We start from the raw sequence: 20,736 nt of genomic DNA on the forward strand, positions 1-20,736 counted from the left end.
AGTTCAGCGGGAGGGATATTTCTTTTTACAATCTTAAAATGTTCGAGTTATTTCTTCTCAAACATCTCTTCCGTATAATCCAGCAATTCCGTCCCACCAATTTTGCCATGCCCTGGAATCACAATAATAATTTCCGGAAAAGTTGATTTAACTTTTAGCACTGTGGCTGACCATTTGCCGACGTTAGCATCTTCTAAATTGCCATTTCCGGCTCCTAGCGCTTTGATCATACAGCCTCCGAAAAGCACCTTGTCGGAAGGAACATAGGACACAAAATTGTCTCTCGTGTGCCCTTCCCCCAGAAATTGATTTATCACGTTAATTTTTCCAGCTTGAAGATTAAGTCTCTTTTTGAAACCAATTTGAGGAAGCGGATATCCTGCATTTTTTGCCAATGCTATGGTTTGGTCCGAGGCATAGGATGGGATTTCTCTGGAGTGAAACTCGTCCAGCCCTCCCAAGCAATCCCAATGGAAATGTGTAGCAACTACTCCCTTGACTACTGTTTTCTGATCGTTTTCAAGCCAGTTAATCAATTCTAAACTTGCTTCCTCATTGGCTGGCGTGTCAAAAACCAGTGCTTCCCCTTCATTGATTACGATCATCCCATTGCAGGCCACTTTTCCAAAATCATCGGTATTTAGGTAGCTAATATGAACAAAGGTGTTTGGGCTGATCTGTTCGATTTGTAGAGTCTCGGATTTGTAGACAAAAGAATTTTCTTGGGCAAAAAGAACTGAGATCCGGAAAAACAATAGGAAGAAAAAAACAAAGGATTTCATTGATTGAAAGCAATAAGTGAAAGTAAATGACATGTTTATTCAAAACAAAATCCCAGCCTATTTTCATAAACTGGGATTTGTAGAGCCTATTTCATTAAATATTATTTTCTCAGCGTTTCCAAATAACTAACCAAGTCCACCAGTTCAGTTTCTGATAGTGGAAATTTAGGCATCAGTGATTCTTCCAACTGGGTGACACTCTCGATATCCACCAGCTTGTAAATCTTCTGCTCGGCTGATCCTACCAATTTCACGACTAGATCATTTTCTGTTTTAGAATTGACGATGCAGGTAAACTCTGTTCCGTCTTTCATTTTAACAAGTTGAGTTTCATATCCAAAACCCATTCCTTCGGATGGATTGATGATGGCATTAAATAGCCCTTCTTTGGATAATTTATCTCCAATTTCGGATAGGCCTGGTCCAAAATCAATTCCTTTGTCGGCAATTTTATGACAGGCCAGACAATAAGTGTCTGCAATGAGCAGTCCTTTTTCTACGTCTCCTTGTTGAGCTAGAAGCTTCGGCAAATCAACCGTTGCGTTTGAAGATGCTTCTCCAAATTTCTCATTGGCTTCGGCCCGGATAGTTCCATTCCAAGAAGATAGAAGGATTTTCTGCGCTATAGGAAGCATATCAGCTGGGATCTTATCCGCTTTTGCCAATTCTAATAAATACGGCTCAGAATTATACCCTTTTGCAGCTTCCATCGCAGCAGTCCTCATTTCTAAAGAGTGAGATTCATTGAGATAAACTTCGGCCAAGAGTTTTGCCATTTCCTCATTATCTATTACTCCAAATTTCTCAATCGAAGCCACCGCTTTTTTTTCAGAAGGATTAGCAAAGTACTTCTCTATTTCTCCCATTCCATACATGGCAGCAAAACTATTTGCCGCCATTTGGGAATGCTGACTATTCTCAGATTGGTAGATAAGCTTTTCCAACCTGACTTTTTGATCTCTCAACTGATATTTGCTTACGATATCTAAAAAATCCCGGTCATCTGCGATACTTCCGGCAGTATTTTTTGCAAGGGTGAGAATCTCTCGATCTGGCGAAACTGGGTCAAAAGTAATCTGTCTAAGGATAATGAGTTGATCCTCTTCAGGAGCATTTGCTAAGAGTGATTTCAGGGTTTTGTTTTTGGCCTCAGTTGACTGAAAATCAAGAGCTCGATAGAAAGATTGATTGTTACGGCCAGGTTGAGAAAGGATAATCTTTCCTAAAAGTTCTGCAGTATTTGATGCACGAGATCTCCAGACTATGTCTTTAGCTTCCTGATTTTCCATCCATCCTGAACCTGTTTGTTCTAAGTACGCAGGCAAATAATCATCCCAGAAGCCTTCTGCAGCTATTCCCAACGCCTCCAAATACCAGCGATCTCCGTTCTCATACCCATTAACAAGTTTTAGCCAAACTTCAGGATTATGCTTGTACCGAATTGCTAATCCTACTTCTCTTCGAACTTGAGGAGATTCGTCTCCGGCCATTTCTAGCAAGAAGGATACGTCACTCATTTTGTTATTTCTATAAGCACGAATGGCGGCTACTCTGATATTCTCATCTGAGTCAGTTGCAGCAGTTTTGATGTAATCATTCCCATTTGGTAGCTTAGTAAGTACCCAGAAAGCTCTTGCTCGCATCCTACTTTCACCTTCGGTAAATAATTGCTCCAAGGCGTCTTTTGCCTCGCCGCCTTTTTCTACCAATGCCATGAACGCTTTAAAATGAGTAGCGCGATTTGGGCTTTGAAGTAAATTAATTAAAGAAGGAATGCTTGTATAATCCGGCTTGCTCACGTTATAGTCAACATCTTTAGGGGCAAGTCTGTAGATTCTTCCTTTGTCCAGATCTCCCATGGCATGTCCACCAACTCCCGGATCATACCAATCAGAAATGAAAAGTGATCCATCTGGAGCAACCGTCACATCAGAAGGTCTAAACCAATTATCTCTGGAATTTCCATCCAAAAGATTGATGATTTTGGCAGTAAAACCAGCTCCAGAGGGAACGGCTGGATACGATCTTACGATATTTGGTCCAGCATCGGAATGAATGACCTGATTCTGGTATTCCTCAGGGAGTAATTTACCTTCATACACTAAAATTCCTGTAGGCGAACCTGCATAGGTCTGAAGAAGGTTGGGGACTACACCTGGATCATTTAAGTGCCAATGCTGCTCATAAACGGAGTCTTCCATATTGATTCTTCTAGCTCTCCAGTCTGCGCCTGTCACTTCATCCTTGAAGCCATAGTTGCCATAATCCATGACGTAGTTGATTCTTGTACTTCTGTTTCCATCGTCATCATTGTCAGATTGCCACATTCTGCCATAGCTATCTGTGGCTACTTCGTAGTTATTTCTGAAATTCCAACCTAGCACTTCTACATCCGAACCGTCGGGATTCATCCGGAACACCATACCCTCTTTATAAGGTTGAGTTTTGTTATTGACTGGTCTGCTAAGTGGATCCATAATAGGAGAGCCGTCCGCGTAATGAAGACCTTCGCCAGCATTTCCGTAATTAAAATACAATTTACCATCTGGCCCAAAGGTGAAAGAATGCATCCCATGATCATGTTGCTCACCACCTACTCCTTCGAATAAAATTTCCTTTTTCTCTGGCACATCATCGCCATCAGCATCTGTAAAAACATATACATATGGGCTGACTGAGACATAAACTTTATCTCCGAATACTGCAATACCTAAGGCTGCATTGATATCATTCCCCTGATAAAAAACCTTTGATTCATCAGCCACTCCATCTCCATCGGTATCTTCCATAATTAGGATTCGATCACCTTCAGCTCGGGTAGGGTTTCTTGGGTTTAGGGACGTACGATAATTATATGCCTCTGCAATCCAAACTCTACCACGATCATCAATATCCATATTGGTAGGATTGGACATCATAGGTTCGGATGCGAAAAGTGTAAGCTCCAATCGTTGGTCTGCGACGACAATTCCATCTACCGCATGTTCAGATGATCTTTTTTGCTCGTCAGTGAGTTTTGAATATTCTTCATCTGTGAGTTGAACATGCTTTTTTTCACAGGAAAAAAGTAATAAGCTCAACAAGCTTAGTAGTGTGATTTTTTTAAACATAGGATGAGCGGTTATTAGGGTTTGAAAACAAGCTATCAAATTAAGGAAAAGTTATGAAATGGGGCTAATAGCATGTCATAAGGTAGGTGATATGCCTCTTTACTCTTATATGTTTTCCGTATTATTTCAATTTCCCCTGTGAACCACGGTTTGTTTAAGGACCAACGGGAGAATTGTTTAGAATTTCTAGGGTATAGTTAACTTCTTATTTGCTTGAAAATCCTAAGTTTAGGTATGAAAAAAGCCATTAATATCACTCTCCATTTATGTCTAATCCTGATTTGGAATACCACATTTGGCCAAGAAACCAGATGGTATGGAGAAAGTACCGAAATGATGAATGCGCTGGAAGGCAGAGGATGGGATGAAATTGGATTCAATCGTCTTCCAGATTCTGCAGAAGCCATAGTCCGTTTGCCAGTATGGAATTTATCGAGGCAGACAGCAGGTCTTTCTTTGCGTTTTACTTCAGACAGTCCCGAAATTCACGTATCCTATACACCTTCTTCGACACGATTGGAAATGCCGCACATGCCTGCTACTGGTGTCAGTGGGGTGGATTTGTATGTGAAGGATAGTTCTGGAAAGCTTCTTTGGGTGAGAGGAAGTTACAAGTTTGGGGAACAAATCACATATCAGTTTCAATTATCCAATGATGCGGGCTTGTCAAAAGAGTTTCAACTATTCCTGCCTCTTTATAATGGGTTGAGTGAGCTGCAGATAGGTGTTCCAGATGATAAAGTTTTTGCTTTTGCTCCCAAAAGAACTGAAAAACCGATTCTAGTTTACGGGACTTCCATTGCTCAGGGAGCTTGCGCATCCAGACCGGGTATGGCTTGGACAAACATTCTGTCAAGGGACGTGGATATGCCAATGATCAATTTGGCTTTCTCAGGAAACGGTAGGATGGAGGAGGAGGTGATTGAATATGTCTCTCAGATTGATCCTGCAGTTTTTGTATTAGACTGTCTTCCAAACTTAGGTAGCTTTTCTGAAAATGAGGTCAAAACCAAACTGATTTATGCAGTCAACACTCTTCGGTCAAAATATCCAAACACTCCTATTTTATTGACTGAGCATGCAGGTTATTCTGATGGGTTAGTTTTTGAGCCAAGAGCTGAGATTTATGAGAATTTGAATGCCTGGCTCCAGGAAAGTTTTACAAAGTTAACGAGCAATGGAGTGACAGGGATTTACACGTTGACAAAAGATGAAATTGGAATGGGTATAGATGATTTTGTGGACGGTACACATCCGACAGATTTGGGGATGTCCAAGTATGCCAAAGCTTACGCTAAAAAGTTAAAGGAGATTTTTGAAGAAGAATAGAATAGGGAAATAGGAATAAAAATATGTAGGTATGGATTTTTCCCAATAACCAAAAGAGCAAAAAAAAGCAGCCCTAAGGCTGCTTTTTTTACTATTAATGAGCTGCGACTGCGGCTGGTTTTTTGCCTTTCTGCCAGAAAAATAACAGAGTAAATGCAACTATCAGTATTATCGGGAAAGTCATCATTGTAGATAATGTAGCTTGGCCCGCTGCAAGATCTAGATCTGCTCCAGTAAGACCTAGGGCTGTTTGCTCAGCAATATCATCGTCAATCCAGCTACCAATGAAAGGTTGGAAAATTGACGTTGAAAACATACCAACTCCACCTACTATTGACATGCCCAAGGCACCACTTTTTGGAATTTTGGCAGCTACAAATCCGAGCATAGTTGGCCAGAAGAATGCTACTCCTGTGGCAAAGAAAATTGCAGCTATATATACCATTACGCCTGTCTGAGTACTGAAAAGGTAAATCCCCAAAGTGGAAATTACTGCTCCTAGAAGTAATACTCCAGTTTGACCAAGTGCGCTAGTAACCGGTCCTCCAAAAAATCTTAAAACAGCCATTAACCCCGTAGTAAGTGCAAGGATCAACATAGGTTTAGCTCCAGAGCTTTCTAAAACTAATCCAGTCCATTTTTGTGGTCCAAACTCAGTGATTGCAGTGAGTGCCATACATGCAAAAATGAATAGGAATAAAGGAGTCAACATCGCCTTAAAGTTTTCAGATAGTGAACTTGCTTGTTCTACACTTGCTTTAGGGAAGGTTTTTCCATTAAATAAGTAAACGTACACTAGGGCTGGAATTGGGATTAACCAAAACTGGCTTTGCCATGAGAATCCAAGTGTAGACATCAATTCTGAAAGTAGGGCTCCTACAAATATTCCCCCAGGAAACCACATGTGGAATCTGTTGAGCATTTTGTTCATTTTGTCGCCAGTATACATGTCTGCAATCATAGGATTACAAGCAGCCTCAGTACAGCCACATCCAATTCCCATAAGTAGATTAGAAACGAGGAGTATGGCATAACTTAAATCTGAAACAAAGTAAATCGCGTACAAAGTCAATGCTGCACCTAAAAAGTGAGAAAGAAAGGCGATTTTCATGATCTTTTTAGGACCAATAGAATGATAAATCAGTCCTCCAATAATCATTGCGATTGGGAAACCGAAGAACCAAAGTGAATTTAAGTACCCTAATTTTTCAGCGGTGTACCCCAAATCTTCACCAAGTGATTTTAATGTACCCGCACTGATACTGAATGAGAAAGCAGTTGTAATAAGCGCAAAACAACTTGCGTTGAAAAGCGCACTTTTGTTGATGGTTTGAGTCATATGATGATAGGTTTTAGAATTTTGGGTTGTTAACAATATTTTCCAAAGATGGGAAAGTAGGAAAAATATTGCATTCAGCTTTCCCGCTAATCAAAAAAATCTTTCTGATTATATCTTTAATCCAATACCAGCAAGGATCCTATTTCCTTTTCTTCAAGCCCATAGAGGGCATTTCGAACCATAATTGTCACTACGTAATTTCCTGTAGGCACATATACACCATTCACTTTTCCATCCCAATTAAGAATTGGTTCTTCCATAGGAATATCTGTTGTTGAGGAATGGTGGATTAACTCACCTTGACGATTTAGGATGAAGAGCTCAGCTTCCGTAACCCCTTCGCTCATCAATACCCTAAAATCCTTATCAGGGTTTCCAAGGATCATGGCGTTTGGATATACTATTTGATAATTGCAGACATCATAGGTTCTGAAATTGTCTTCAAACTCGCAACCGTCAATTGTAGTGACCATTAATCTATAATTCCCAAGTTGGGTTGGCTTATATAGCCTCTCCGAAGAGACTAATTGCTCTTCAAAATACCATGCATATGTTTCATACTCTCCAGCATCGATTGGAGGTAAATTATTGTCTTTCGTGCAGACAGGATAGCTTTCATCCAGATTTGGAAGGGTCAAAAGGGTGCTTTCCTCTACCAAAATAAGGTTTCTACCAATTTCACATTGAAACTTGTTATATGCCACAACTTCATAAGTGCCTGGGGCATCCACTTCTATTTCAAAAAGATTATTGAATTCTGGGAGTTCTTGACGTTGATCATTTAGATCATAAAAAATCCATTCTGTCTCTAGCACCTCATCCTCATCGGTCTTCAAAGTGACCAATGCTGTTCCGGGTTCAGGACAGATTTTGGTAGCTTCTAGCGTCATCGCTACAGATGTGATCGGTGGAATGACTTCAAATTCTACAGGTGCAGGCTCACAAAACCCACTAGCCAAGGGTTGGATGATAAGCGAAAATAGACCAGACGTGGCCGGATAGAATTCTACACCTCTACCTACAATTTCATTATCTGAATTGATCCACCTAATACTGGTCTCATCAGGAAGTAAGCCTTGGATTTCTGCCACATATTGAATAGGGTCAAAGCACCCTTTTTCTAATTTGACAGGTTCAAAAGTGAATTTTGAAGAAAAAGTCACCCGAAAATCTTCCACCCGCGAACACAAAGTTGAAGAGGAACTAATTGGAGCAGCTTTTAACGAGTATAATCCTTCAGAAGTTAGAGAAAAGCCTTTACCGGAACTCAAAGATTGAGTGGTTCCATCAGGATATGTCAGCGTGAATAGTAGGTTTTGGCTTGTCTCTGGGATGTATTCGAAATTATCGCAGATATTAAAATCACCCGGTGTGCTGAATTCAACTTGAGGTTGTTTAGCAATTGAAAAAGTTTCGTTTGGGTAGGTACAGCCATCAATTATTTGTTCCAAGATATAATTTCCCGATGAAACATTGAGGGTCAATAGACCATTTATTGGTATAGGACCTGCATCGATAACACCTTTTGAATCGGAGAATAAACGATATTCTCCAGTACCTATTGACTGGCCAAAATCCACCTCTACTTTTCCCTGCATTACTCCTGTTGGAGAGCAGGCCTCAGGCTCGATGGTGACAGTTGGTGTAAATTGATTTGGAGGGCTTGGAGTTGCAGGAGGGTTTTTGGCTGATACCTGTACTAATTTGGTGATTTTGCACCCATTTTGGGTAGCAATTACTGAGTAAATTTTAGGCTTAAGGTTAGTGTAGGAAAAGGCTTGCCCTGCAGAAACTGATGACAAACTGACTCCAAGTTCAGGGATTTCTAAGGAATCCAAGTCAGTAGTGCTGGTGATTTGGAAGCTTCCATTTTCAGTGACACAGTCATCTGGAAACACTATATTTTGGATACTTATTTGCGGCGATTCTAAAAGTTCAAAGGCTATTTTCCTTTCAGAAGGGCAGTCTGGGTAGTTTTCATCCACAGCACTAAAAAAAACTTCATAAGTACCTGGTCCATCAAGTTCGCTGGATTCAAGAGAGATCTCAAATGCATCTCCCAGATTAGTTTTGGCAGCAGCACCAATCTTTCGAATAGACCATTCTCCAGTCAAAGGAGTGTCTGTTCCTATGGATATGCTACTTCCCTCACAAATTTGGGTACTTGACTGTGTGATTTTATAATCGATTGAAGGACCTACAAAAGTGGACCCTCTAATAGTACATGCTTGAGTTCCGTCAGAATTTGTTAAATAAAATTCCACGAAATGATAGCCAATATCGTACGTCAAAAATTCATTTCCTCTGCCAATTTCTACTTCATCACCGTTCTCATCGAGAGATTTCCAAATGATAGTATAATCAGATAGGCTAGGTGTATTTGGGTCTAATGCTTTCAGCAAAACAGGTTGATCACCACAAACCAGGTAGTCTTGTTTTAAAGCCAATTCAGCTCCTTTTTGGATTTTGACTTCTAAATCTTCCTGATAAAAATTGGGATTAGTGCCTCTTCTTACTTTTAATGAAACCGTGTACTCTCCGATCTCGGCAAATAAAAATTGTATGGTTTCAAACTGATCACCACCACTTCTATTTAATAGTTCTTCCCCTGTGGACTTTGTTATTATCCACTCATATACATCGCCAGGGTCACCTCCAGCACTGTATGTACCGATTACTCCACCTATTACAATACATAAATTCGAATCCCCTGTGAGTAGGGGAGTTGCATGTGTAGAATAGGCAACTTCAGGTTTGCTTGGGGTTATTATTTCTCTCCCTAAGTTGATAAAGGGTGATGAAATAAGGATAATCCAAACCAAAATCATCCCAATCATCCTTGCGGGGAATTGGTTAATAGGGTTCAATGAAATCTAATTAGGGTGCGTGCAAAGATAGCAATACCATTTCTTTAATGGATTGCTGTCGGATGATGCAAGTTCAAAAAATGTTCCAATCCTACTTTGGATTCTAGTTGATTACCTATTCTATGATGAGAATGGAGCCAAAATCCGATTTTGAAATCTTTTGTTGATAATTTTTAAAATTAATTCGTACAGCGTAATTCCCGTTTGGAATTGCTTTTCCATTGTATGTGCCGTCCCATGCACAAGTGGATTCTTCAGATATAAGGTTTGTTTGAGTGCACTCAAAAATTACTTGTCCCCATTTATTTACAATAACTAAGTCGAGTTCGTCGATTAGGTAATTTGTGTAAATTAGAAATTGCTTATCTGGATTGTCAGGTTGTACAGCATTAGGGTAAATGACCTTCAACTCACATTCTTCCTCGGTGATGAAGTCTGTCTGATATGCACACCCTTCAGCACTATACACAAGGAGCCTATAGTTTCCAATGGACTGTGGCTTATAAACCGAATTAGTGGATACAAGTTGGTCCTCAAAATACCATTCATAGCTGGCAAAACTGCCAGGATTAATTGTAGGGCCGATATCATATTTTGGACAAACTTGATAGCTTTCTTCTACTTCCGGCCTGACGGTATCTGTGCTTCTTAATATCAAAACCTGGTCAAATCCCAAAATGCATGGAACATCGTTGTAAATACGCACTTCATAGGTGCCTTCCCGAATTGCTAAGATTTCTTCTTTGTTCCGTTCGCCTGCGAGCTCTATTTGCTCACCGGTCGGAAAGGTGTACCACCATTCTATGGAAGTCACCATACTAAAGTCTGCCTCTGCTCTAATAGTTGCGGAAGGGGAATCAGGACAAAGAGGATCTGCCAAGAGCATTACATCTAAAGCCAGTACTGGAGGCAATACTTCAAAAGAAATAGGAGAAATATGGCAAGGGATTATATTTGATGGCTGCACTTCCAAAGAGTAGATCCCCGGACGATCTATCATGAAAAATTCATCTGTCCCAACTTCATTTCCATTTTCGTCTAACCAAGAGATATCAACATCATCTATTGAATAATTACTAACTGATGCCTGAAAAATTTTTTTCCCATCACAAAATTCTTCAGACAGTATAGGTGTGAAATCGACAGTCTCAGCAAGAGTTACATTCATCTCTTTTTGCTCAGGACAAAAAGTTGTTGGGCTATTTCTGTCAAATGCTAGAAATATATAGACGCCTGCTTCATCAATTGTGAAAGATTGCCCGGAATTTTTTTCGATCACTGCACCTGAGGGCGTGGTAAGGAAAAATTCTAAATCTTGGTTGGTTTGGGGTACTAATTCGTAGTAGTCACAAATAGCGAGTACCTCAGGGATATCAAATTGTACTTTATCCGGAGTTAAGTCCAATTGAAAAGTTGTTCTGCCAAGCTCACAATTTTTATTGATTTCAGGTAGGATGCTATAAGCTGAAGCCTCGTAGGTGCCACCTATTCTTGTGGTGATGATGGTTTGATTATTGAATTCTGGTAGTAGGACTATTTCACCGTCTTCATTAAATCGTCTCCACCTAATGTCTGTGACAGCTTCTGGAGAAGTGGTGATTAGCTCCACTCTTGCTTCTGGGCCGAATTCACATAATTTGGTCGTTACTATTGAAGCATCCACAAATAGAACGGGTTCATTAACAGTAAATTCCTTTGGGGATATAGGACAATTTTCGGAGTTTTTGGGTTGGACTTCTAACGAAAAAAGTCCGTTGGATGTAGGTGATAAAAATAGTGTTTGGCCAGTACCAATCGTGTCTCCATCCGAATTTCTCCAGAAGAACTCTGCTAAAGAGGGATCATAGCCATTGATGTCTGCTTCATAGACTCGGTTTCCAATCACACAATCTTCACTTTTGAGTTTTGGCTCAAATGCTATAGGTTCTGTAGTACTTACAAATAGCTTTCGTTCAGATGGACAAATTTCACTTTGATCTGGAATTGTACCAATTACACTGTACTCACCTGCCTCTGTGAGGGTCAAAGGATCTCCAGCTTTTGCTGTGCTAATATTACCAGAAGGATCTGTCAGAGTAAAAAGAAGGATTTGTGAGGTTTCTGGAATTAACTCAAAAGAACCACAAATCGTGAGGGAGTCTGGTATAGAAAAAGAAGTCTGGGGCTTGCTTGGAATCTCAATTAATTCCCTGGTAGGTAGGTTGCAGCTGTCCTTATCCAGAATTTCGAAGAAATATTTCCCTCCGCCAAGTTCTATTTTGAATGGGTTGGCAGTAGGTAAGGCTTCTTTTAATGCTACGTCGCCTTTTTCATTGATGACACGAAATGAGCCTTCAATTATCCCGTTTTCGAGATTTACATCGAATGATCCGTTTATTTTTCCATTTGTAGTGCACGATTCTGCAGTGATATTTTCAATTTCAAATTTTAAAACAGAAGGTGGATCATTCAGGGGAACTACAGCTCCCAAGGTGTTTTGGCAACCGTTAAGAAAGGAATATAAGGTGTAGCCTCCGGATTTGAGATTATTGATAACAATAGTTTCTCCAGCTAGGAATGGGCCGTAGGTGGATCCTGAAGTACCAACTCTTACCAAGTCCAGGTTAGTTTCTGCGATAAGCTCCAACCCTCCATCAGGATTGAGACAGCCACTCGAACCTATGACTGAAGATACAGATATAGCAGGCTGCTCATTGTAATTGAATATACTGATTGCCTGTGGAATACAGGATGGGTTGTTTTCGTTTTCAATGATAAGTTCAATACTATACTCTCCATAAGCCATTAAATCCTTTTCAGGCAAGAGGGTCACAGAAGATGAATTCCCCAAATCAATGCGATTAGGCTCGCCTGGCATTTTCAAAAACCACCTTCCTATACTTATTGGGTCAGCAGTGAAAGTGATACTACCGTCTTTACAAACTGTGGAGGCACTCTGTATTATAGAGATAGAATTTAAAACACTGACTTTGGTAGTAAGCGTATTGTTACACACAGGGTTTCCCTTATCATCAGGGAAGTAAAAAGTAACAGAATATGTGCCCGCTGTACTAACAGTGAGCATATTTGCAGTGCCTACAACTTGATTACTTTCATTTTTCCATTCAAAAATATAATTCGAAAAATTAGAACTAGCAGGGGATATAGCTTGTAATTCAATTGATTGTCCTGGACAAACATTATATGTGCTGGTCAAAGCAATCACAGGTCCTTTTATTACATCTACTTCTTTTTCCAAGTCCGCAATTGGTTTCCCACCACGACTCACCTCAAGCTTAACTTTATGCGTTCCGAGAAGCTCAAATGTGTATTCAATGTTTGGAAACGATCCTGGAGGACGTGTGAATAATAGACTGCCATCTGGAGCTAAGATAGTCCATTTATATACGTCTGTAGCTGGGTCTCCTCCTCCTGAGAACGTTCCCACCACGCTACCAAAAATGTTACATATCCTGTCAGGACCAGTCAACTCAGGATCTGCTACATTAGTTAATGCAGCAAGCTCTTTGTTTGAGTTGTCCCTAAGGATGTAGGAAAAGGATAAACCAATGCCTACTACTGCCGAAAGCAGCATTAAAGTAATTAGTTTAAACGTTTTATTGCCTATGAACTTCAACTGAAGATATAAAAACGGTGAGAATCAGACCTCTAAGCTACTATTTAAATGAGGTCAAAAAAAATCCAACAATTAAAAATGAAATCCAGGTTTTTAATAATATCCTAGCCTGTTATCTCACAAATACCCAGTTGTTTTCCTTGCTCAGTTTTTCAGAATACTCATAGCCACTTTCATTAAAAGTTTTTAGTTGCTCTGTATCCGTGATTCTATTTTTAATCGCAAAATTACTCATCATGCCTCGAGCCTGTTTGGCAAAAAAGCCCACAATTTTATAACTATCGTCTTTATATTCCTTGAAGTCGATCGTAATCACAGGGCTTTTTAAGGATTCCAAATGAACGGCTTTGAAGTATTCCTGGGATGCAAGATTAACTATAGTATTGCCTTCTGCAGCGTTATTGATGGCTTTTGAGATTTTTTTGTCCCAAAACTCATAAAGATTCTTCCCTTTTTTATTCTCTAATTTAATCCCCATTTCCAACCGATATGGCTGAATTAAATCTAATGGTTTCAATAAACCATATAAACCAGAAAGAATTCTCAAATGCTTTTGAGCAAAATCAAAATCCGCCTTAGAATATTCGTCTACATCGATTTTGGTGTATACATCACCTTTGAAAGCCAGTAATGCCTGCTTGGAATTTTCCTCAGTAAAGTCTTTCTGAAACGTCTTAAATCGTTCATTATTTAGTTCTGCCAAATTTTCAGAGATCTGCATCAATTCTCCAATTTCTTTGGCCGACTTCTTTTTCATGATTCTCACTAAGGCGCGCGTATCAGTTAGGAAATCAGGTTGTGTGGATTCTGTGAAACTTGGGGTGCTGTAGTCCAGCGTCTTTGCTGGTGAAATAAGGATAAGCATACTATTGAATTACTGTAATAGACTTTATTACTTTTTGTGTGATATTTTGGTCTGTACTGGTAAACTTCACAACTACCGCATATGTTCCGTTTGGCACAAGCTCTCCTCTGACTTGGCCGTCCCATGGACAGAAAGGTTGTTTTGGCTCAATATTCTCATGCTCACAATAAAAGATCAATTCACCCCAACGATTGTAAATATAGACTTCTACATCATCTATATATTCATTTGCATATAGGATAAAGTTTCTATTCGGATCATTAAGCACTACGCCATTTGGGAAGACTATTTTCAACGAGCAATCTTCCACAACTTCTATGGTGGCTACATAAGCACAACCCAAATTGTCGGATACGGTAAGTTCATAGATTCCGCCCTCAGTAGGTGTGAAAATAGGTGCCTGAGAGATTTCAACTCCATTTAATTTCCACGAGTAGTTATCGTATGTCCCTGGGTCAATAGTCTGAGTCACACCTTCAATAGCACAAATAGTGAATCCAGCAGGAACTATCGGCGGACTGATAGTCGATTTTGAAACTACACCGTTGGCACGGCCAAGCTCACAGCCTACACTACTTCTAAGTAAGGCTTCGTAAGTTCCTTCTTGAGAAACTTCTATGATTGGCATTCCATCAAAAGCAGGTATTCTGGTACGTGTACCATTGAGCACAGAATACCATTCGATATCAGCTACATTCGTCATATCCGCATCTACTGTAATAGTAGTGCTAGTTTGATCGATACAAAATGGCACTATATCCAAGCTGACCTCTACTCGCTGGGAAATTACTTCTGCGGAGAAAGATTTTTTATCGACTGGACATAACCCGCCTGCTACCGGCTGAACTTCCAAGGTGTAATCTCCAGATCTGCTTGGAACAAAGATTTGTCTTCTTCCTACGATAACACCTAATGCATCTTTCCATAGGAAAATCACATCTGCAGGTAAAGCATTATTCAATACAGCTTCATATTGAATGCCTACCTGACAGTCCACGATTGGGGGTGAAATCTCAAAATCTATTGGCTGTGTAATGTTAGCCACGATTGTTTCTTCTCTTGGACAATTGACGCCAGTTGGATCTTCGCCTCTCACGGTATAGGTGTCAGAAAGAGTGATTGTAAATTCTCCATTTGCATCCGGGGAAATCAAAGAACCAGCAGAATTTGTGACCGTGTAAGTCAATACATCTGGAGAAGTGGGAGCAAAGGTGAAGCTTTCGCAGGCAGTCAAGTCAGAAGGGACTGAAAATACTACCTCAAATTTCTGAGCTATATTATAAATCGTTGGATCCGGGATAGCGCAACCAGTCGGGTCCTGAATTTCTACTGCATAATCTCCATAAGGAACCAAAATATCAAACTGACTTGTATTAGTAAATGTCCCTTGGAAAGTCTGTCCGTCACCTTGTCGAGTTACTGTGTAAGAGCCAGATTGAGGAGAAATGGTGAAGTTGACAACCAACATGCCATTTTGAACTCCAGATGGACCGCAAATTTCTTCAGTAGGCGTGACGGTATATTCAAATCCTGCGGGAGGATTACTGTTCTCTACAGTGACGCTCCCGGCATAAGTACAACCAAAACTATTTTCTGCTTCGATGGTATAAACTCCCGGAAGAACTGACATAACTTGAACAGAACTTCCCGCGGTTAAATTGGTGAAGGTATCACCTGTCTCTAATACGGTCAAAGTGGTAGCATCTGATTGCATCGTGATCTCAAATGAACCATCAGGAGTATTACAATCTGTTGCCGGAGTAGTTTGAACTGCCGTGAAAATAGGCAATTCATTTACCAGTAAATCTAATTTTTTCTCAACGACGCAACCTTCTAAAATTGGGTCTTGGGTCACGAAAATGATTTCATATTGCCCAGGTCCAGGAAGTGTATTGATGAACAATTCTAACTCGAAAAACTCGCCTAAAGCAACTCTATTTGGATCACCATTAAGCTCGTAAAACCATTCTCCTGTGATCGGGGTATTCGGTGCGAATGTAACCGAAATCTCTTCATAACATACCTCTGATGCTGTCTGAGTGAGGTCAAATTCGAATGCTGGGCCTACAAAAATTTCAGCCGTAGCAGGACATGTTTCATAAAGCAAGGCTTCATCTTCCGACAGTCCTGCTGGCAGTCTATAGCTGACACTTACTGTGTAGATACTTTCTTCATCGACGGTAATAGTATTAGAATTTTCATCTCCAAAAACTTGCCCTGCAGCATTTGTCCACTCGAAATCATACAATCCTTCTGCAGGATCATATCCATCTATTGCAGTTAAAGTGACAGGGTTGCCTGCACAAAGCGTTGCGTCATCAGCTAGAGTCAATTCTGGTGGAGCTTCAACCAAAATTTCAGTAGTCGCCCGGAAATATTCAGCATCACCGCATCTATCTACTCTAAGCTCTACAGTATAGGTTCCAGGGTTATTAAATATCTGCTCTAGATTCTGGAATTCATCTCCCGGACCACCGTAATCGGTTCGGATAATTGTCCCATCATCTTGATTTGTAATTGTCCAGAAATAGCTGTCAATATCGGGCTCTCCTCCACCTTCAAGAAGTGCACCTGCTCCGAGTTCTGGATCCAAGCAAAGTCTGGCAGGTGCAGCTAGACTTGGTTCTGGAATCGAACTACCTGAGTTTTGGACAAATGAAGGTAGGCCAAGATTCGAGGTTCCTGGCATGGCTTCTACACCGTCCTGGGTAAAGGTGCTTTGAGAATTACAACCTGAACCTACGTTGATTTGACCAATTCTATTATCGCCTACTACAGCGACATAGATTTGACCATTTGGTCCTATCTGCAGTGCTCCCAAATTAAGTCCACTCGTTTGACTTATTTGATTTTTTGTGCTGATGATACAGGCTTCTATTTGTGCTCTTGTGCTTGCTCCATCAAAACATGCTGGGCAAACTGCAGCAGACGAATCATCATTTTCGTTTGCCTTAATTATAAATTCTTCTATTCCAGGACCGCCATTTCTATATGATACTAAGATTCGCTCTCCATCCTCGGAGAACTCCATTCCATAAACATCTCCGTCACAACCGAGATCCACTCTTGCGTACTCTGTCATTTCTCCAGTGTCACTGTCGAAATCAAAAATCTCTAATTTATTACATCCACCTTCAGAAATGGTTACAGCAAGTTGATCTCCATCCGAATTAAATTTCATAGCGCCAACGCCAGAATTGAAGCCGTGATCAGAACCTACAGAACTTAGAACTGGTTGACCAATGCCTTGTGCAGATACTGGATACGCACGGAAAGTGTTATTCCCAAGTTCATGATAGACAACCCAAGTTGTGTCTCCCGCATCCAATGCAGCGGTGTGCTCAGAAGAAGGACTGAAAAGGAAATTGTCTTTGGTTACGACATTTCCAACCCCGGTCGGGTTTTCTGATTTGATGTCTACCAAAGAGTATTTCGCCTCGTTGGTTCCATTTGCAGAAAGTTGCGTAGTGAAAAGGTAGAATAGTGTCTCCTCAGCAGGAACTGGAACTGCAATTACACCTTGACTGCTAGAATTGTCACCACCTATATCTTCCCCGTTTTCCATTAAATCCCCATTGAGATCCCAAACTGATTGGCCATCTGTGTAGAAGAGCACTTGGCCTGCCTGATCGGAGATGGTTGTAGTTCCTGCTGGTATGTTTTGAGGATGTCTAGCTGCTATTGGGCGTGGGGTCGGAGCATCAGGATCGTCTGGGTCAGGGTTGAAATCAAGCCCTGCACCATCACCAAAGTACCAGATGTTGTTTGTCTGATCTTGGACATCCCACATTTTGACGCGAATCTCAGCATAAGCATAGCAGGAAGATCCCGGTTCACGTACCAAAACCCAATACAGACCTGGAGTACAAACTTCATTGGCTTCTTCACCAATCCATCCTTGATCACGTTTGTTTGACCAGAAGTATTCATAATTTTCACCGCCACCTTGTCCGCTTCCAACTCCACCTCCGCCTCCAGCTCCACCGTCTTCCTCACCAGCCTGAGCTGATAGCAGTGGGCTGAGATCTAGGCAAGTTTCGCATAAAGTGGTGTCTTGTGGAGAAAAATTAGCCTGAAGGTTATTTTCTGTTAGGGTAATGGTATGATTTACGGATAGTGTGGTGCTATCAGCGAAGGTGACATCCAGTGTTACATTTAGACTTTGTCCGGATGCTGCATCTGCCGGGATTAAAAAATGCTCTTGAGCATAATCAGCTGGCAATGCATTACCTGTAGAGTCTGTAAGTGGAGGATCGAAATTCCACGAAAAACTTACCGGTCTATAGTTCTCTGGAGTGGTTAGAGAAGTTAATTGAATTGGGTTGTTTGCACAGGGCATTTCTGGGTCCCAAGTGAAATCAACTGTGGGATCTACGTCTGCATTTGGAGCAAAAATCGGAAATATCGTCCCACAGAAGTCTACACCGGCAAATGGGTCTTCCTCAATCTCCACCAAGTTCAAATCAGCTTCGTTAGGATTCGTTACTTTTCCTATCATTTGCGGGCCTCCATCTACTTCCTCGTAGATATAATAGATACTTCCATCTGGCCCCGCTTTGATATCGTAAATGGCGAAAATTCCCTCCGGCGGAGTACCTGGCCCTTCGATAGGCAGGACTTCTGGTGTGCCTGAAAGATCTGAGACAGGAATTCTAAAAAGTGAATCCCCCGCAGAATAATAAATGTAATTACCATCAGGAGAAACTTCTGCTCCTCCATAGTTACCATTTCCGGATGATTGAGAAATAGGGGTTGGTGAACCAAAAGTGCCACTACTAGTATTAAAGTCCAATATCAAAATAGGGTCAGTACTGGATTCAGGTATGATGATTAACTGGCTTGTCTCCGCATTAAAAACGATCTGTTTTGGAGTGGAAGATATAGCCTGATTGTCTGTGACGGTGAAACTTCCCTCACCTGAATCAATGCTTCTAGAAATAAGGTTTCCATTATCAAAACTGATCAAATACGAAGGTGAAGCTGGCGTTTTTACAACCAAAACAGCTCCAGACCCATTGCCTATTACATTGTCGCTAGAGGTAATTTCACCCAATGGCCGCTCATTTCCAGTAGCTTGGCCTGGGGCATTCATATCCACTACTGCATACTGAAGCTCTCCGCCCAGCGAGAGATAGAAAATATAAAAAAGCTTGTTCCCTTCTGGATCATATTCTAAGAAACCAGTTGCTACTTGCTGTATTCCGTCAATATTTCCATTCAGCCCTGAGCCAACTCCTTGAATAGGATTTTGACTATAGTCGTAAACTAATTCACCATTGGTGAGAAACAGAGGTTGTCCTGTGATAGGATCAATAGCAAGTGCAGAATTGTTTTTGGTAAAAACAATTGAGCCAGGAATTGACTGGACGTTAGGCGAATTTCCTTTTCCGAAGGATAAATAATTATTTTCTGTTGATCCACCGCAATAGCCAAATATCCACTCATTGTCATTAAATCCCTGCGAATACACCGCAGTATTAAATACAAAAGTTGTAAATAGGAGGGTAATCGTAAAAATGTAGGGTAACCTTATGGAATTAGGGCTGCTTTTCATAATTTTCGAACTGCTTCTAAAACAACATACGTTCTGTAACGTTGAAGAAGCCTACTGAATATTCAAATTAACGAACAAATACTTGTTAAGGTCTCTGGTTTACGTTGTTTTTCTTTGTGTGGTTGGACTATTTGTAGGAACCAATGCCTACGCACAGGATCCGCAATATAGCCAATATTATGCGGCACCTCTTTACTTAAACCCAGCATTTGCTGGATCTGAGTTGACTGGCCGTGTTGGATTCAACTATAGAAACCAATGGCCAAGTATCGATGCCCAGTTCACAACATTTTCTGCTTATTACGACACCTACCTGAATGATTACAACTCAGGGATAGGGGTAATGGTTATGCAAGATACAGAGGGAGCTTCCAAACTTCGGTCTACTACCATTTCAGCTATATATTCTTACGAATTGAAGCTTGGAGAAAAAACTTTTTTCCGTCCAGGTTTTCAGGCTAGCTATATCCGAAGAGAAATTGGATTTTATGAAAATCTCATTTTTGCGAATCAAATTAATCCAAACGATCCGTTTGGACCTATATTCCCAGGTTCAGATATCCCTGGTTTAGGTGATCCGGTTAATATGCTTTCCCTTTCGTTTGGGGGGTTATTCTTTACAGAGGATTTTTGGATTGGCGGCTCGGCCCATCATGTGAACAAGCCCAATCAATCTTTTATCTATGGAGATAGCCCTCTGCCTGTAAAATTCTCAGCACATGCAGGCTATAGAATTAATTTGGGGGAAGGGTCCATGCGTGGAGATTTCACCCATATAAGAAAACAACGATATTTAACACCTACCATCAATTATAAGAAGCAAGGTCCATTCGAGCAATTGGATGTAGGCGCCTATTTTTACGTGGAGCCAATTGTTTTTGGAGTTTGGTATAGAGGACTGCCGTACAAAAAGGTGGAAGAGCAAAGCAATCGGGATGCTATCGTAATGATGGTGGGTTTGAATTTGCTTTCTGGCCTGAATGTCGGATACAGCTTTGATTACACGGTTTCTCAGTTAGGGATTCAATCAGGTGGAGCCCATGAGTTAAGTTTGTCATGGACTCTGCCAAATAACAGCCAAGGCCAGCCAAGAAGGAGAGACACGCTTCTCCCTTGCCCTAAGTTTTAAGATACCCTCTGCGGAGTCTCAAAAGGCAATTTAGACGTGGCCCAATGGTGCAATTTTTAAGTCACAGAAATCAGAATAAATATTTCCATTTGACTGTGCCGCTTAGGAATATATATATCGTCAAGGCTCGAAAAGCAGGGGTGTT

Annotated in this window: 9 protein-coding genes; 2 read left to right on the top strand and 7 right to left on the bottom strand. The window is 40.8% G+C overall.

Going from position 1 to position 20,736, the window contains the following annotated elements; all coding sequences use genetic code 11:
• Positions 1-47 precede the first annotated feature (47 nt).
• Together bla and QOL76_RS14890 are read right to left on the bottom strand one after the other, a co-directional pair.
• Entirely contained in the window at positions 48-782 is a 735-nt protein-coding gene (gene bla, locus QOL76_RS14885; RefSeq protein ID WP_283413768.1) for a subclass B1 metallo-beta-lactamase, read from the bottom strand.
• 101 nt (positions 783-883) lie between these two features.
• Entirely contained in the window at positions 884-3,892 is a 3,009-nt protein-coding gene (locus QOL76_RS14890; protein ID WP_283413769.1) for a PVC-type heme-binding CxxCH protein, read from the bottom strand.
• Positions 3,893-4,126: 234 nt separating this feature from the next.
• Between QOL76_RS14890 and QOL76_RS14895 the strand changes: the two genes are divergently transcribed.
• On the top strand, positions 4,127-5,221 hold the full coding sequence (locus QOL76_RS14895) for an SGNH/GDSL hydrolase family protein (RefSeq protein WP_283413770.1): 1,095 nt from the start codon (positions 4,127-4,129) through the stop codon (positions 5,219-5,221).
• 94 nt (positions 5,222-5,315) lie between these two features.
• Here QOL76_RS14895 and QOL76_RS14900 read toward each other — a convergent pair whose 3' ends face one another.
• From QOL76_RS14900 to QOL76_RS14920, 5 genes are all read right to left on the bottom strand, one after another.
• Positions 5,316-6,560, bottom strand: coding sequence for an MFS transporter (locus QOL76_RS14900; RefSeq protein ID WP_283413771.1), 1,245 nt, complete (start codon positions 6,558-6,560; stop codon positions 5,316-5,318).
• 116 nt (positions 6,561-6,676) lie between these two features.
• Complete coding sequence (locus tag QOL76_RS14905; RefSeq protein WP_283413772.1) at positions 6,677-9,427, bottom strand: hypothetical protein; 2,751 nt, start codon at positions 9,425-9,427, stop codon at positions 6,677-6,679.
• A gap of 115 nt (positions 9,428-9,542) precedes the next feature.
• Positions 9,543-13,001, bottom strand: a complete 3,459-nt coding sequence (locus QOL76_RS14910; RefSeq protein WP_283413773.1) for a gliding motility-associated C-terminal domain-containing protein — start codon at positions 12,999-13,001, stop codon at positions 9,543-9,545.
• A gap of 154 nt (positions 13,002-13,155) precedes the next feature.
• On the bottom strand, positions 13,156-13,908 hold the full coding sequence (yaaA, locus tag QOL76_RS14915; RefSeq protein ID WP_283413774.1) for a peroxide stress protein YaaA: 753 nt from the start codon (positions 13,906-13,908) through the stop codon (positions 13,156-13,158).
• 1 nt (position 13,909) lies between these two features.
• The gene (locus QOL76_RS14920; protein ID WP_283413775.1) at positions 13,910-19,462 is read right to left on the bottom strand and encodes a T9SS type B sorting domain-containing protein; all 5,553 of its coding nucleotides are present in this window, start codon (positions 19,460-19,462) and stop codon (positions 13,910-13,912) included.
• A gap of 82 nt (positions 19,463-19,544) precedes the next feature.
• Here QOL76_RS14920 and QOL76_RS14925 point away from each other — a divergent pair, with 82 nt between their 5' ends.
• A complete protein-coding gene (locus tag QOL76_RS14925; RefSeq protein ID WP_283413776.1) occupies positions 19,545-20,591 on the top strand; it encodes a PorP/SprF family type IX secretion system membrane protein in 1,047 nt (348 codons plus the stop codon).
• The last annotated feature ends 145 nt before the right edge of the window (positions 20,592-20,736 follow it).

The organism is Algoriphagus winogradskyi, from assembly GCF_900182815.1.
Classification (GTDB): Bacteria; Bacteroidota; Bacteroidia; order Cytophagales; family Cyclobacteriaceae; genus Algoriphagus; species Algoriphagus winogradskyi.

Bases quoted from the DNA above. Each gene is read 5' to 3' on its own strand.
- bla (WP_283413768.1), bottom strand. From the start codon at position 782: ATGAAATCCTTTGTTTTTTTCTTCCTATTGTTTTTCCGGATCTCAGTT.
- QOL76_RS14890 (WP_283413769.1), bottom strand. From the start codon at position 3,892: ATGTTTAAAAAAATCACACTACTAAGCTTGTTGAGCTTATTACTTTTT.
- QOL76_RS14895 (WP_283413770.1), top strand. From the start codon at position 4,127: ATGAAAAAAGCCATTAATATCACTCTCCATTTATGTCTAATCCTGATT.
- QOL76_RS14900 (WP_283413771.1), bottom strand. From the start codon at position 6,560: ATGACTCAAACCATCAACAAAAGTGCGCTTTTCAACGCAAGTTGTTTT.
- QOL76_RS14910 (WP_283413773.1), bottom strand. From the start codon at position 13,001: ATGCTGCTTTCGGCAGTAGTAGGCATTGGTTTATCCTTTTCCTACATC.
- yaaA (WP_283413774.1), bottom strand. From the start codon at position 13,908: ATGCTTATCCTTATTTCACCAGCAAAGACGCTGGACTACAGCACCCCA.
- QOL76_RS14920 (WP_283413775.1), bottom strand. From the start codon at position 19,462: ATGAAAAGCAGCCCTAATTCCATAAGGTTACCCTACATTTTTACGATT.